This window comes from Cupriavidus taiwanensis, from assembly GCF_900249755.1.
Lineage (GTDB): Bacteria > Pseudomonadota > Gammaproteobacteria > Burkholderiales > Burkholderiaceae > Cupriavidus > Cupriavidus taiwanensis_D.
Map to the genome: position 1 here is coordinate 157,601 of NZ_LT976854.1, position 14,564 is coordinate 172,164.

The 14,564-nt window shown below is 67.5% G+C and carries 14 protein-coding genes; 4 read left to right on the plus strand and 10 right to left on the minus strand.

The genetic code is table 11. The features are described 5' to 3' along the window. Positions 1–71: 71 nt before the first annotated feature. The 3 genes from arsB to CBM2594_RS16585 all read right to left on the minus strand — a co-directional run bounded on the left by arsB (position 72) and on the right by CBM2594_RS16585 (position 2,054). The gene (arsB, locus tag CBM2594_RS16575; protein ID WP_116357928.1) at positions 72–1,148 is read right to left on the minus strand and encodes an ACR3 family arsenite efflux transporter; all 1,077 of its coding nucleotides are present in this window, start codon (positions 1,146–1,148) and stop codon (positions 72–74) included. A gap of 3 nt (positions 1,149–1,151) precedes the next feature. After that, entirely contained in the window at positions 1,152–1,646 is a 495-nt protein-coding gene (locus CBM2594_RS16580; protein ID WP_116357929.1) for an arsenate reductase ArsC, read from the minus strand. Between the two features lie 78 nt (positions 1,647–1,724). After that, entirely contained in the window at positions 1,725–2,054 is a 330-nt protein-coding gene (locus tag CBM2594_RS16585) for an ArsR/SmtB family transcription factor (RefSeq protein WP_116357930.1), read from the minus strand. A 133-nt stretch (positions 2,055–2,187) separates the two neighbouring features. On the opposite strand from CBM2594_RS16585, the gene CBM2594_RS16590 reads away from it, so the two are divergent. Next, on the plus strand, positions 2,188–2,625 hold the full coding sequence (locus CBM2594_RS16590; RefSeq protein WP_116357931.1) for a hypothetical protein: 438 nt from the start codon (positions 2,188–2,190) through the stop codon (positions 2,623–2,625). Here CBM2594_RS16590 and CBM2594_RS16595 read toward each other — a convergent pair. Next, the gene (locus CBM2594_RS16595) at positions 2,622–3,119 is read right to left on the minus strand and encodes a hypothetical protein (protein ID WP_116357932.1); all 498 of its coding nucleotides are present in this window, start codon (positions 3,117–3,119) and stop codon (positions 2,622–2,624) included. The two genes, CBM2594_RS16590 and CBM2594_RS16595, sit on opposite strands and share 4 nt — an antisense overlap. A 215-nt stretch (positions 3,120–3,334) precedes the next feature. On the opposite strand from CBM2594_RS16595, the gene CBM2594_RS16600 reads away from it, so the two are divergent. Next, entirely contained in the window at positions 3,335–4,549 is a 1,215-nt protein-coding gene (locus CBM2594_RS16600; protein ID WP_116357933.1) for a CaiB/BaiF CoA transferase family protein, read from the plus strand. Between the two features lie 39 nt (positions 4,550–4,588). Here CBM2594_RS16600 and CBM2594_RS16605 read toward each other — a convergent pair whose 3' ends face one another. From CBM2594_RS16605 to CBM2594_RS16625, 5 genes are all read right to left on the minus strand, one after another. Then, positions 4,589–5,926 carry a sensor histidine kinase gene (locus CBM2594_RS16605; protein WP_116357934.1) on the minus strand — a complete coding sequence of 446 codons (1,338 nt, stop codon included), beginning with the start codon at positions 5,924–5,926 and terminating at the stop codon, positions 4,589–4,591. A gap of 51 nt (positions 5,927–5,977) precedes the next feature. Beyond that, positions 5,978–7,228: an alpha-hydroxyketone-type quorum-sensing autoinducer synthase gene (cqsA, locus tag CBM2594_RS16610; RefSeq protein ID WP_116357935.1), complete on the minus strand. Its 1,251-nt coding sequence runs from the start codon at positions 7,226–7,228 to the stop codon at positions 5,978–5,980. Between the two features lie 473 nt (positions 7,229–7,701). After that, complete coding sequence (locus CBM2594_RS16615) at positions 7,702–8,880, minus strand: acyl-CoA dehydrogenase family protein (protein ID WP_116357936.1); 1,179 nt, start codon at positions 8,878–8,880, stop codon at positions 7,702–7,704. A gap of 48 nt (positions 8,881–8,928) precedes the next feature. Continuing rightward, the gene (locus CBM2594_RS16620; protein WP_116357937.1) at positions 8,929–9,927 is read right to left on the minus strand and encodes a tripartite tricarboxylate transporter substrate binding protein; all 999 of its coding nucleotides are present in this window, start codon (positions 9,925–9,927) and stop codon (positions 8,929–8,931) included. 128 nt (positions 9,928–10,055) lie between these two features. Further along, complete coding sequence (locus CBM2594_RS16625) at positions 10,056–10,901, minus strand: IclR family transcriptional regulator (protein WP_373457593.1); 846 nt, start codon at positions 10,899–10,901, stop codon at positions 10,056–10,058. Between the two features lie 125 nt (positions 10,902–11,026). Here CBM2594_RS16625 and CBM2594_RS16630 point away from each other — a divergent pair, with 125 nt between their 5' ends. Together CBM2594_RS16630 and CBM2594_RS16635 are read left to right on the plus strand one after the other, a co-directional pair. After that, positions 11,027–12,271 (plus strand): CaiB/BaiF CoA transferase family protein, encoded by a 1,245-nt coding sequence (locus CBM2594_RS16630; protein WP_116357939.1) that lies wholly within the window; start codon positions 11,027–11,029, stop codon positions 12,269–12,271. A gap of 143 nt (positions 12,272–12,414) precedes the next feature. Then, on the plus strand, positions 12,415–13,461 hold the full coding sequence (locus CBM2594_RS16635; protein ID WP_116357940.1) for a PDDEXK nuclease domain-containing protein: 1,047 nt from the start codon (positions 12,415–12,417) through the stop codon (positions 13,459–13,461). A gap of 95 nt (positions 13,462–13,556) precedes the next feature. Here the strand turns inward: CBM2594_RS16635 and CBM2594_RS16640 are convergent, their stop codons facing one another. After that, positions 13,557–14,525: a tripartite tricarboxylate transporter substrate-binding protein gene (locus tag CBM2594_RS16640; RefSeq protein ID WP_116357941.1), complete on the minus strand. Its 969-nt coding sequence runs from the start codon at positions 14,523–14,525 to the stop codon at positions 13,557–13,559. Positions 14,526–14,564 lie beyond the last annotated feature (39 nt).

A 14,564-nucleotide genomic window follows, 5' to 3' on the forward strand; every position in this document is an offset into this window, starting at 1 on the left:
TGCGCGGGAATGACGGTAGTGTTTGATACCTTAACTGAACGGCATTGGGCGCCTGGCGCGCCATTTGAGGCTTATCGGGCCCCCGCCTCATACCAATGCTGCGAGCGGTTGACGATGGCGACGACCAGCAGCATCACCGGCACCTCGATCAGCACGCCCACCACGGTGGCCAGCGCCGCGCCGGACTCGAAGCCGAACAGGCTGATGGCGGTGGCCACCGCCAGTTCAAAGAAGTTGCTGGCGCCGATCAGGCTGGACGGACCGGCGACGCAATGCGCCACGCCGAGCCTGCGGTTCAGCAGGTACGCCAGCCCCGAGTTGAAAAAGACCTGGATCAGGATCGGCACCGCCAGCAGCGCAATCACCAGCGGCTGCTCGAGGATGGCCCGGCCCTGGAACGCGAACAGCAAGACTAGCGTCAGCAGCAGCGCGGCGATGGAGCAAGGGCCCAGGCGCCGCACCACGCGCTGGAAATGCGCCACGCCGCGGCGCAGCATCAGCTTGCGCAGCGCTTGCGCAAGCATCACCGGCACCACGATGTAGAGCGCCACCGAGGTGAGCAGCGTATCCCACGGCACCGTGATCGCCGACAGGCCCAGCAGCAGCGCCACCACCGGCGCGAAGGCGACCACCATGATGGCATCGTTCAGCGCCACCTGCGACAGCGTGAAGTACGGGTCGCCCTTGCACAGCTGGCTCCAGACGAACACCATTGCCGTGCAGGGCGCGGCGGCCAGCAGGATCAGGCCGGCCACATAGCTGTCGATCTGCTCCGCCGGCAGCAGCGGCGCGAACAGATGGCGCACGAAGATCCAGCCCAGCAGCGCCATCGAAAACGGCTTGACCGCCCAGTTGATGAACAGCGTCACGCCGATGCCGCGCCAGTGCGACTTCACCTGCGCCAGCGCGCCGAAATCGATCTTGACCAGCATCGGGATGATCATCACCCAGATCAGCAAGCCGACCGGCAGGTTGACCTGCGCGTACTCCATGCGCCCGATCGCCTGGAATGCGCCGGGCAGCACCTGCCCCAGCGCGATGCCGGCGACGATGCACAGCGCCACCCAGACGGTCAGGTAGCGCTCGAAGAAGCTGATGGCTGGCGCGGCGGCGGGCGGGGTCGATGCGGCGACGTTCTGGCTGGTCATGGCTCAGCTCCGCGCCAGGCGCCGCAGCGCTGTTTCAAGTTCAGCGTCGCTCATGTCGTCGAGCGGCAGCAGCAACAGCTGCAGCATGCGGTAGGCGATGGCCTGCCGGGTCAGCTCGAAGGCCTGGCGCTTGTCGTCGTCGCTGCCTTGCGTGCGGGACGGATCGGGATAGCCCCAGTGCACTTTCACCGGGCTGCCGGGCCAGTACGGGCAGGCTTCCTGCGCCGCGCTGTCGCACACGGTGATCACGATACGCATGGGCGGGGCGTCCTCGCCGGCGAATTCATCCCAGCTCTTGCTGCGGATATCGCTGACATCGACGCCGGCGTTGCCGAGCGCTTCGATGGCGAAGGGGTTGACCCTTCCGCTGGGCGCGCTGCCCGCGCTATAGGCGCGCACGTCGCGGCCTGCGCGCCTGGCCAGGTGGTTCAGCATCCCTTCGCCCAGCACGCTGCGCGCGGAGTTATGGGTACATAGGATCAGTACGTTGGTGGTCATGGAGCCGGGGCAAGATTGAGGGAAGTCTGAGGAAGCCGCGCCTGCGCGTGCCGGCGCGCCGGACCGCATTGCGCAGCGTCAGGATTCCGAGGCGGCAGGACAGGGCGACACCGGCGAACACGGATTGCCGCCGCAGCAGTTCTGCGTCAGGTAAGCCAGCAGGCCGTTCATGGTGTCGAAATGCGCCATGTAGATGATCGAGCGGCCGTCCTGGCGGCTGGTCAGCAAGCCGGCGCGATGCAGTTCCTTCAGGTGGAACGACAGCGAGGACGCGGGAATCTCCATCACTTCGGCGATCCGCCCCGCGGGCAAGCCGGCCGGGCCTGCCTGCACCAGCAGCCTGAACACGGCAAGGCGGATCGAATGGGCCAGCGCGGCAAGCGCAGCCAGGGCGTTATCGGTTTCCATTGTTCGACTGTATTCGAAACATCGAAACCGGGCAAGCGGCGTTTATCGCTGTGGTAAGGTGGACGAATGGTTTGCAGGGACAGCCATGGGCGCGGCGCAAGCGGCCCATGCGGTGTCAGGAGAGTAAAGCAGCGTGAGTAATGGCAAGGAAGCGCCGCGGCGCGCACGGCGGACCGATCAGGTCTCCACCAGCCGGGCCTTGCGGCTGAGCGTGCCGGCGGAAGCCAGGCCCGCGCCGGTCAACCGCAGGGACTGGCTGCGGCAGCGCAAGGAAGAATTGCAGGCGGCCCGTGCCGCGGCCAGGCAACGGCGCAACCTGCTGCGCGCCGAGATCCTGTCGGCCGCGCAGGATATTGCCCGCGAGGAGCGCAGCGCCGCGCGGCTGGAGGCCGAACGCCTGAAGGCGGAAGCCAGGTCCGCGCGCACGCACGCGCGCGAAGACAAACGCGCCGCCGCCAAGTTCGAGCGCGGCCAGGCGAAGCGCCCGGCGTCCAAAGGGAAAATGCTGGCGCAGGAGAAAAGCAAGCTGGTCTCTTACGCCGAACTGCTGCGCCTGCGCAAGCGCGCCTAACGGATCCGGTCGAAGCCGCTCGCGGCCCAGCGCTCGGCGCTGTCGCGCGTCAGGCGAAAATCGGGCCGCACCTTGATGGTCGCCAGCACCTCGCCGAAAGCATCTTCGGCGCTCAGCGTGCCGAAGGGCTCGAACTCATCGGGCGTGATCGCCAGCTTCACGGTCACGCTGCCCGCTTCGGCTTCGATGCTGAGCTGCTTGTTCAACTGCGCATGCAGCTGCTGCTCATGGCGCCGGATCACTTCCGACGCGGTCTTGACCAGGGTCTGGTGGGCCGTGGCATCGAGCGGCTTGGGATCGACCTTGTTGCGCCCCATGGTCCAGGGCCCGACCAGCGCCGGCTCGGCGCTGCCGTCGCGGATCATCTCGACCGCCCAGCCTTCGCCATCCTCGTTCTTGATGACGCGGGCGGTCCAGCCCTTGTCGCGCCACAGGCGGGGTTCGTGGATGGCAGGGGAATCGTGCCCGGGCGGCGCGTCTTCGGTGTGTGGCATCAATCTCGTGGTACGGGTCTCGGGGAAGCCGCGAGGATACTATAGGGACCGGCACGTGGACTGCCTCGTCCTCGCTCATCCCGACGTGTCAACTTTCGATTGACACCGTGTCAACGATCCATGGAATTGTCGATCAAGCCTTGACAGTGCAAAATCCGGGCGAAGCCCGGGCCGACCCTTCGCGCCCGCGAACGAACACACAAGGAGATCGCCGCATGCCTGATACCAACCAATCCCCACGCCTGCCGCTGGCCGGCGTGCGCGTGCTGGACCTGTCCCGCGTGCTGGCCGGACCGATGTGCACGCAGGCGCTGGGCGACCTGGGTGCGGAGGTGATCAAGGTCGAGCACCCCGGCCGCGGCGACGATACGCGCGACTGGGGCCTGCGCGTGGGTACGCGCAACACCGCCTACTTCAACAGTGCCAACCGCAACAAGCAGTCCATCGGCATCGACCTGCAGCAGCCCGAGGGCCAGCGCATCGTGCGCGAGCTGGCGGCGAAGTGCGACGTGCTGGTGCAGAACTTCAAGTTCGGCGGCATCGACAAGATGGGGCTGGGCTACGAGGCGCTGAAGGCGGTCAACCCGGGGCTGGTGTATTGCTCCATCACCGGCTACCGCAGCAATGGCCCGGAGGCGACCCGCCCCGGCTACGACCTGGTGGTGCAGGGCGAGGCCGGCCTGATGGCGCTGAATGGCGAGGAAGGGCAGGGGCCGCTGAAGTTCGGCACGGCGGTGGTGGACATGTTCACCGGCATGTATTCGGCGCAGGCCGTGCTGGCGGCGTTGTACGACCGCCAGCGCACCGGCCAGGGCCGCCACGTGGAAATGGCGCTGTATGACTGCGGCCTGATGATCACCGCTTACTATGGGCTGGAGGCGCTGCTGATGGGCGAGGACCCGCCCAAGTACGGCAACGCCCATCCGTCGATCGTGCCTTACGGCGTGTTCGACGCGGCCGATGGCCCGCTGGTGATCACGGTCGGCAACAACGCGCAGTTCCAGCGCTTCTGCACCGAGGTGATCGAGCGTCCGGACCTGGCTGCCGACGAGCGCTTCGCCACCAACACCGGCCGCTCGGCCAACCGCCAGGCCTTGCTGCCGGAACTGCGCGCCGAACTGGCGCGCCGTCCGCGCGAGCTGCTGCTGGCGCGCCTGAGCGCCGCCGGCATCCCGTGCGGCGAGGTGCTGGGGCTGTTCGAGGCGCTGCGCTCCAGGCGCTCTGCCGAAGCCGGCCTGCTGGCCGAGCTGCCCAACCCGGAAACCGGCCGCGTCGAGGTGCTGGCGCCGCCGTACCGGCTCGATGGCCAGCGCCTGCCGGTGCGCGCCGCGCCGCCGCTGCTGTCGCAGGACACGGAGCGTGTGCTGGGCGGCCTGCTCGGCATGGATGCCGCGCAGGTGGCCGCGCTGAAGGCGGCCGGCGTAGTGTAAGGACCGGCGCAAGCCGCGCCGGTGCCAGGCCGGCGCGGGCTACGATGCCTCAGCCTGCTGCGGCTCCGGCCATTTCCCCTTGCGCGGAAAGCGCATGTCGAACTCGGTGAAGACGTGTTCCTCGGAGCGGCAGCTGATGCTCGCGCCCCAGCTGTCGAGCACTTTGTGGCAGAACGCCAGGCCGATGCCGGTGCCGCGGTGCGCAGGGTAGGAGAAGAAGGGCTGGAACATCCGCGCCAGCACCTGCGGCGGCACGCCGGTGGCGGTGTCGCGGAACATCACGTGGACGGCGTCGGGCCGGACTTCGCAGCGGATATGGATGGTGCCCTTGCCAGCGCGTCGGATCGCTTCCAGCGCGTTCTTCAGCAGGTTGGTCGTGACCAGGCCGAATAGTTGCGCGTTGCCCATCACGTAGGCGCGGCCGGGCAGGTCGAGCGTGACGCGCTCGCTATCGCCGGGCTCGAACGGAAAGCGGCCGACCGCGTCGCGGATCGCCGCGCCCACGTCGAACAGCGCCTGCGTGGCGTTTTCCGGGTTTTTGGAGTTGGCCACCAGCAGCTCGATGCTGTTGCTGATATGGGCCAGGTCGGATTCCATCCGCGCCACCGCCTGCATCAGGCCGTCGCGCTGCGGCGTGTCCTGGTCCAGCGCCGCGGGCAGCCGCGCCTTCAGTCCCCTGGCGGTCATGGCCAGGCTGGTCAGCGGCGTGCGCAGCTCATGCGCGACGGTGGCCAGCGCGGCGGCCATGCCGCGCCGCTTCTGCTCGGCCAGCAGCTGGCGGTCCATCTTGATGACCACCAGCACCGCGATCACGAAGCCGATCACCGGCAGCTGCAGCAGCACCGGCTGCCACGGGATGCCGCCCATGGAATTGCCGGCCAGCACGAACAGGGCAATCGCGGCCGCGCCGCCCGCGAACAGGGCAATGGTGGCGAAGGCGGTGTTGAAGTGATACAGGATCACCACCGCGATGATCACCGATTCCGCCCACACCATCGAACCGCCGTTCTCCAGGTAGAAGAAGATAAAGGCGAATGGCAGCCCTACCGTGATGGCAAAGAGCGCATACGGCGGCAGCCAGCGCCGGTCCGAGAACGCCGAAGCGAACAGCAGCGGCACGAACAGCGCGGTGCAGACCAGGCGCAGCCACAGGTTTTCATAAGGCTGCGGGAACACATAGGACCAGATCACGTAGTAGAGCGGGTGCCCCACCACGCCCAGCGCGCCCACCATCTGGATCCGGCGCAGGCGGATGACGCTCTCCTCGTCCAGCAGCGTGGCCCGCGCGGCGGTCTCGAACACGGCTTGCCACGCCTGGCGGGCAAGCCCGGCCAGGGTGCCGCGGCCGTCCTCCGCTTGCGCTACCTTTGCATCCATCTCCAGGACTACTCCTCGCGGATGCCTGCGATCGGCCCGCTTGTGGGATTTTCAGTGCTTGCGCCGGGCCCGGCGCGTCGAGGACCACTCTTGCAGCCGGACTTCATCGCGGATGCTGGCGAGCACGCCGACCAGGCGGTCGATTTCGGTGGCGCCAAGTTTCGCATGCAGCGTAAGCCGCATCAATGCCCGGTTCTTCGGCGTCGCCGGCGCACAGAATACCGCGCCGAAGATGCCGCGCCGCTGCAGCGCATCGCGCAGCACCTTCACCTGCGGCTCGGTGCCCGCCTCCAGCCCGATGATCTGCTCCGAGCCCTCGCTGATGTTGTAGCCCAGTTCGGCGATCGCGGCGCGGGTCTCGCGGGTAATGGCATGCAGGCGCGCCCGGCGCTGGTCCGCCGCGGCAATGAAGTCCGTCACCGCGTCGAACCAGGCAATCTCGTGGCGCAGCAGCCCGGAACTGAAAATCGCCGGCCGCGATTCCACCGCGAAGAAATCCTTGAAGGCCGTGGAGCAGGCGACATAGCCGGCGCGTCCGGCAAACGCCTTGGCCAGCGACGCGGTGCGAAAGTGCACGCGCTCCGACAGCCCCAGCGCCGGCACCAGGCCGCCGCCGCGCGGCCCATGCGTGCCCAGCGAGTGCGATTCGTCCACCACCAGCACGCAGCCTGACGCTTCCGCCAGTTCGACATAGTCCACCAGCGGCGCCACGCTGCCGGTGGTGCTGTAGACCGAATCCACCATGATCACGCCCGGGCCGAAGCGCTCCAGCTGGCGGCGCACGTGATCGCAATCGTTATGGCGCACCGGCACCGCCTGCGCGCCGGCGGCGATGATGCCTTCCCAGAGCGAGGCATGCCCGTTCATGTCGATATAGACCGGAATGCCGGGTCCGGCGATGCACTGCACCAGCCCGACGTTGGCGGCCCAGCCGGACTGGGCGATCAGCCCGTCCTCGGCCTGCATCAGGTCGGCGATCTTGCGCTCGACCCGCCGCTGCGGGGTATCGCCGTGCATGAACACCGACGACATCAGCAACTCCGGCGCGTCATCGAGAAAAGCCCGCGCCTGCGCCTGCGCCAGCGAAGCTTCGCCCAGCAGGCACAGATAGTCGTTGCTGCCCAGGTGCAGCGCGTCCGGCCCCGGCGTGAGGCCGTGCAGCAGGTGGTCCCCGCCCCAGAGCTTGCCCATGCGCTCTTCAAAATGCTGTGCCATGCGCGTGGTGATCCAGGGCGGTAGCGTCGGGGCCTTGGTGCGTGGGGCATGGTGTCTGGCGTGCGCAAGCGGGGCTTCGGAGAACATCGGTAGTCCTTCAACAGGTCGGATGAAAATCGGAGGGAACTGGCTAGGCTTGCATGGCGCTTGCGCCAAAGCCAGCCGCCCATGCGTGGGGGGTGCCGCGCGCAACGTTCCCCGTGGCGCACCGTGTGCCGGCATGCCGTGGTACGCAATTCATGTAGCGACCACTGTGCCAGTGTTATCTGGCGATTGTGACGGGACTTCCACCAATCCCAACGTCTGCTTGGAGACTAGGTTGTGTGGAAAGGAAGATCAGGGGCAACGCAGGGTTGCCGGTATTCAGGAGGGAATTTGGCACAAAATTGTGCTAGATAAAGCACGTGTGCCAGGGTGCGCGAAAGCCGGGCGCTGGATGGCCCGGGGCGCGAACGTAGGGAGGGTATGGCGGGTGGCCAGCAGGGCGCTGGTGACCGCATGGTGCGACCGGCGGCGTGCCCACGCACATGCCGCCCCGCCGTAGTGCAAGGCTGTGGCTATCAGCCCGCGCCGGCACCCTCCAGCGCCGTGCCGCGCGCTTCCAGCGTGCGGCGGGCGATATTCAGCTGGTGGATCTGCGTGGTGCCTTCATACAGCCTGAACAGCCGCACATCGCGATAGAAGCGCTCCGCCACGGTGCGGGCCATATACCCGCTGCCGCCGAACACCTGCACCGCGCGGTCCGCCACGCGGCCGGCCATCTCGGAGGCGAACAGCTTGCACATCGACGCTTCCATGGTCACGTCCTCGCCGGCATCGCGCTTGCGCGCGGTGTCGAGCACCAGCGCGCGGGCCGCGTGCAGTTCCGTGTTGCTGTCGGCAATCATCTGCTGCACCAGCTGGTAGTCGGCAATCGGCTTGCCGAACTGCCGGCGCTGCGCCGCGTAGCGGACCATCTCGTCGACCAGCCGGATGGCCGGGCCCACGCACAGTCCCGCCAGGTTGATGCGCTGCTTGTTCAGCGCCTTCATCGCCGTCTTGAAGCCGACATTGGGTTTGCCGCCGACGATGGCGCTGGCCGGCACGCGGCAGTCCTTCAGGTAGACATCGCCCACCGGCGAGCCGTGCTGGCCCATCTTGCGCTCCGGCTCGCTGGTGCTCAGGCCCGGCGTGCCGCGCTCTATCAGGAAGGCGCTGATGCCATGGGCGCCCGGTGTATCGGGATCGGTGCGGGCGAACACGGTGAACAGGTCGGCAATCGGCGCATTGGTGATAAAGCACTTGCTGCCGTTCAGCACGTAGTGGTCGCCGTCCTGCCTGGCCGTGGTCTGCAGCGCGGTGGCATCGGAGCCGGCCTCCGGCTCGGTCAGCGCGAAGCAGCCGGTGACCTTGCCGGAAGCCAGCAGCGGCAGGTAGCGCTGGCGCTGCGCTTCGGTACCGTCCGCCACCAGCGACTCGGACGCGATGCCGGTATTGCCGCCGAAGCGGGCGCGGAACACCGTGGCCGCCTGCGACACTTCGATGTTCACCTGCGCCAGCTCTTCGGTGGTCAGCCCGGCGCCGCCATAGGCTTCCGGAATGCTGTGGCCGAACAGGCCGAGGCGGCGCATCTGTTCGACCACGGGCTCGGGGATGACATCGGTGCGGTCGATCTGCGCTTCGAGCGGAATGCAGGTTTCCAGCACGAAGCGGCGGAGTTCGGCAAGCAGCGCTTGCTGGCGGGCGGAGTCGCGGATCATGGAAGGGTTCCGGTGGTGGTTTGAACGAGGTCGGGGCGTGCGCGGCGCTTACTGTGCCGTGATGCCGGCGGTCTTCAGCACGCCGGTCCATTTTTTGGTTTCGGTATCCAGGAATTGCTGGAACGCGGCGGCGGGTTGCGGCGCCAGTTCCATGCCGAGTTCGGCCAGGCGGCGCCCCGTGGCCGGGTCGGCGGTGGCGCGCACGGCGGCGTCGGCCAGCTTGCGCACCACCGCGTCCGGCGTGCCCTGCGGCGCGACCAGGCCGAACCAGCCGCCCACTTCATAGCCGGGCAGGCGCGCGGCCTCGGCCACGGTGGGCACGTCGGGCATCACGGCCGAGCGCTTTGCCGTAGTCACCGCCAGCGCGCGCAGCTTGCCGCTCTGCACCTGCTGACGGGCAATGGCCGAGGTCAGCGCCATCATCGACACGCGCCCGCCCAGCAGGTCGCTCATGGCCTCGGGCTGGCCCTTGTAGGGCACGTGGGTCAGCTTCACCTGCGTCATCTGCGCCAGCAGTTCGCCCGACAGATGGTTCGAGGTGCCGACGCCCGCGCTGGCGTAGGTCAGCGTGCCGGGCTTGCTGCGCGCGGCGTCGAGCAATTCAGGCAGCGTGCGCAGCGGCGACGCCGCCGGCACCACGATCACGTTGGGTACGGCACCGATGCCCGCCACCGCGCGGAAGTCCTTGCCGCTCTTGCCCTGGATCGACGGGTTGAGCAGCGGCCCGATCACGTAGCTGGGGCTGACCGCCAGCAGCGTATAGCCGTCGGCAGGCGAGCGCGCGACCAGATCCGCGCCGATGGCGCCGCCGGCGCCGGTCTTGTTTTCGACGATGACCGGCTGCTGCAGCACCTTGGCCATGTTCTCGGCGGTGATGCGGGTGACCGAGTCGACCACGCCGCCCGCCGAGAACGGCACGATGATCCGCACCGGGCGGTCGGGGAAGCGCGCCGCGTCGCCGGCGCCCGCCAGCGCAGCCGCGGGCGTCAGCGCGGCGCAGGCCAGCATGCCGGCAGCGAGCCGGCGCAGGGGTTGGTAGGCATCCATCTTGTCTCCTTGGTTGCCTGCGCCGGAGCGTTGCCGGGCGCAAGGTCGGTCTCATGCAGGCCTCTTGCGGGCCGCTGGCCATGGCCCTGCCGACGCCATCGCCGGCAGGCTGCGCCGCCGCGCTGTCATCAGCGCGCGCAGCTCAGTTCGATCTGCCGCACCGCTTCGCGCAGCCTGGGCGCCACCTCGCGCTCCAGCACGTTGTCGCGGTTGCGCGATGCGGCGATGGTGCAGTTCAGCGCGAACGGATCTTCGTGCAGCGACTGGCGCAACGGTGCCGCGATCGCGTGGATTTCTGGCCGCCACTCGCCGCGGCTCAGGCAATAGCCGTGCGCGCGGAAGTGTTTCTGGTCGTCCGCCCACATCTGGCGTTCAACATTGAAGCGCTCCGGATCGTCCACGCGCAGCCGGTTCAGCAGCGCCGTGCGCTCGTCCGCGCTGCACGCCAGCAGCACCGCGCGGCCGATCGCGCTGGCCAGCAGCGGGCGCGTGCTGCCGATGTCCGGCTGGTAGAGGTTGCCGGGGTCCAGCCGGCAACTGTCGACGTACACCACCGACAACCGCTCGCGCATGCCCAGGTTCACCGTGCAGCCGGTTTCCCGCGCGATCGCCTCCATGTAGGGCCGGGCCACCTGGCGGATCGCCAGCCCGGCCAGCATCGGGTAGGCCAGCGCCAGCACGCCGGCCCCCAGCCGGTACTTCTGGTTGCCGGGCACGCGGCTCAGGAAGCCGAGCAGCCCCAGCGTGTAGGTCAGCCGCGACACCGTCGCCTTGGGCAGCCCGGTGCGCGCCACGATGTCCTGGTTGCCCAGCACCGGGCTGGACGGCGTGAACGCGCGCAGCACCTCCAGCCCGCGCGCCAGGTTGGTGGCGAACTGGCGGTCGGTGGCCAGCGCGTCCTCGCTGGCCAGGCCTGGCAGGGGCAGGAGTTCCGGGTTGCGGTCCATGCTGTGCGGTGGTTGCTTGGGTTCCATGCTGGGATCCGTAAAAGGGGGCGTCAACGTTGTAGCACGACCGTTCCGCAGAGCGAAACCGTACTTGCGCGCAGCCGGGCCGCCTGCCACCTTGCAGCGGACAACCCTGCTCGCCGGAGACCCGTATGCCAGACCAACACGCCCACCCCGCATCGCCTGTATCGGCCGAATCACCCGGCGCCGGCCCGCTGGCCGGATTGCGCATCCTCGACATGGCCACCGTGGTGGCGGCGCCGTTCTCCGCCACGCTGTGCGCCGACATGGGCGCCGAAGTGGTCAAGCTGGAACTGCCCGACGGCAGCGATCCGCTGCGCGGCCTGGAGCCGGTCACCGCCGACCACGCCCTGTACTGGAAAGTGACCAACCGCGGCAAGCGCGGCATCTCGCTCGACGTGCGCACGCCGCGCGGCCGCGAGATCTTCCTGCGCCTGCTGCCGCGCTTCGACGTGCTGGTGGAGAACTTCCGCACCGGCACGCTGGCGCGCTGGGGGCTGGATCTCGACACGCTCCACGCGGCCAATCCGAAGCTGATCGTGCTGCGCCTGACCGGCTTCGGCCAGACCGGGCCCGATGCCGCGCGGCCGGGATTCGCCCGCATCTTCGAAGCCCGCAGCGGCTTCACCAACCTGGCCGGCACGGCGCAGAGCGGACCCATGCATATGAACTACCCCGTCGGAGACATGATCGCCGGCCTGTTCGGCGCCTTCGCCATCGCCACCGCGGTGGCGGAGCAGCGCGCCAAACCAGGCCAGCCCGGCCGCGAGATCGACCTCGCCGCTACCGAGGCGTTGTTCCGCCTGCTGGACCCGCTCGCCATCGAGTACGAACAGCTCGGCCAGGTACGCCAGCGCGCCGGCAACCGCACCACCTACGCCGCGCCGTCCAACATGTACCGCACCGCGGACGATACCTGGGTCACGGTGGTGGCCTCGTCCGACGCCACCTTCCGCCGGCTGGCCGAAGCCATGGATGCGCCGCAACTGGCGCAGGCACCCGAGTACGCCACCAACGCCGGGCGCGTGCGCAACATCGAAGCGCTGGACGGCAGCATTGCGGAGTGGTTCGCCGCGCAGCCCTATGCCACCGTGGCGGCCCGGCTGGAGCAGTGCCAGGTGCCCTTCAGCAAGGTGTTCAGCATTGCCGATATCGTCGACGACCCGCAGATGGTGGCGCGCCAGGCCATCGTGCGGCTACCCGATGCGGACCTGGGGACGGTGCCGGCGCCTTGTGTGGTGCCGCGGTTTTCGGGTTATGCGCCGGTGTTACCGCGGACCGGGCCGGGGGTGGGGGAGCACAATGCGGAGGTTTATGGGGAGGTGGGGATTGGGGGGGAAGAGTTGGAGCGGTTGCGGGTGGAGGGGGTGGTTTGAGGGGTTGGGCGAGTCGCCCGCCGTGACAGGAATCTGAACGTATCAAAGGGCCAACCTGCCAGCCCGAAGCGAAACTGTCTTACTTTCCGCGCCTTGTGGGCACGTGCCCTATACTGCTCGATCAGCTTCCTTATAGCCCCGTCATGGCTTCGTTACCTCTGCCTCCCGACTACGTCGATTGGCTAGCCTCGCTCAAGTCTCGTATCGGACGCGCACAGCAACGTGCGGCGAGTGCCGTCAATCACGCCTTGATTGCCCTTTACTGGGAGATCGGAAATGAGATTCTCGAGCGGCAGGCGAGGCAAGGGTGGGGCGCCAAAGTCATCGAACGGCTGGCGCAAGATCTGCGAAAGGCGTTCCCCGACATGAGCGGGCTGTCGCGCTCCAACCTGATGGCGATGCGGTCCTTTGCCGAGGCGTGGCCGGATGGGGCAATTGTCCAACAGCTTGTTGGACAATTGCCCTGGGGACACAACCAAGTGCTGTTGCAGAAACTAAAGTCGGTCGAGCAGCGTGAATGGTATGCATGGCAGGCGCTAACACATGGCTGGTCCCGGGCAGTACTGCTCGCGCAGATTGAGACGAAGCTGATCGACCGTGCCGCGCAAGCACCGAATAACTTCGCTGCTCAGTTGCCTTCCCTGCAATCGGACCTGGCGCGCGCCACGCTCAAGGACCCTTACGTTTTCGATTTTTTGAGTTTGCGTGCCGACGCGAGCGAACGAGACCTGGAAGCGGCCCTCGTCGATCATATAACTCGCTTCCTTCTCGAACTGGGAGCCGGCTTCGCTTATGTCGGCAGGCAAGTTCACCTCGAAGTTGGAGGCGATGATTTCTATCTAGATCTGCTGTTCTATCATCTCAAGCTACGCTGCTATATCGTCATTGAGCTGAAGACGGGCGCTTTTAGGCCTGAGTATGCTGGTCAAATCAGCTTCTATCTATCGGCAGTCGATGCGCAAATGAGAACCGACGACGACCATCCAACCATTGGTCTTCTGCTGTGCCAGGAGCACAATCGGCTGGTGGTCGAATATGCATTGCGCGGCATGGGCAAACCTATCGGCGTGGCCCAGTACCAATTCGTTGCCGAACTTCCGGCTGAGTTGCAGGAAAGTCTGCCAAGCGTCGAAACATTGACACAGGAACTGGCGTCGGACATCAGGCCGGGGGAAAGCGATTCAGATTGAAATTGGGCGCCCAGCTTGCAACAGGGTTTTTGCGGATGCCTGGGCTGCGCGCGGGACTGCCGCCCAGCGCCGCCACAGCGCGCCCCCACACCCCCTCAGTCAATACTGGCCCCCGACTCCCGCACCAGCTTCGCCCACTTGTCCGTATCGCGTCGGATCAGCACCGAGAACTGCTCCGGCGTCGAAGTCAGCGGCGCGGCCCCGGCCTGCACCAGCTTGTCGCGCATCGCCTTGTCCTGCGCGATGCGCGTGATTTCCTGCGACAAGCGGCTGGATACCTCAGGCGGCAATCCGCGCGGACCGACCACGCCGAACCAGACATCCGCCTCGTAGCCCGCAATGCCCGCTTCGGCCATGGTCGGCACGTCAGGCAGTGCCGGCGAGCGCGTGGCGCTGGTCACGGCCAGTGCGCGCAGCCGGCCGGCCTTCACATGCGGCAGCGAGCCCGGCAGGTTGTCGAACATCAGTTGCACCTGGTTGGCAAGCAGGTCGGCCATCGCCGGGCCGCTGCCCTTGTACGGCACGTGCACGATTTCGACCCCCGCCATTGACTTGAACAGCTCGCCCGACAGGTGGTTGGTGGTGCCGTTGCCGGCCGAGCCCATATTGAGCTTGCCGGGATTGGCCCTGGCATAGCTGACCAGCTCGCGCACGTTCTTCGCCGGCACGTTGGGATTGACCACCAGGATGTTGGGCACGCCGGCGAACAATGCCACCGGCGAGAAATCCTTCTGCGGATCGAACGGCAGCTTCTTGTAGAGGGTGGCGTTGATCGACTGCGTCCCCACCGTGCCGAACATCAGCGTGTAGCCGTCGGCCGGCGCCTTGGCCACGGCGTCGGAGCCGATGGTGCCGCCTGCGCCGGGCCGGTTGTCCACCACCACCTGCTGGCCAAGGGTTTCGGACAAGCGGGTGGCCAGTACGCGGCCGAGCAGGTCGGTGGTGCCGCCGGGCGGGAAGGGCACCACCATGCGGATGGGTTTGTCGGGGTAGGGGCCGGCCATGGCGAGGCTCGTCGCCAGCGTCAGACATGTGGCAGCCAGGGCATGTGCAATGGATTTCATGGGGGCAAGGTCTCCGCGGGACAAGGATAAGGGCAATGC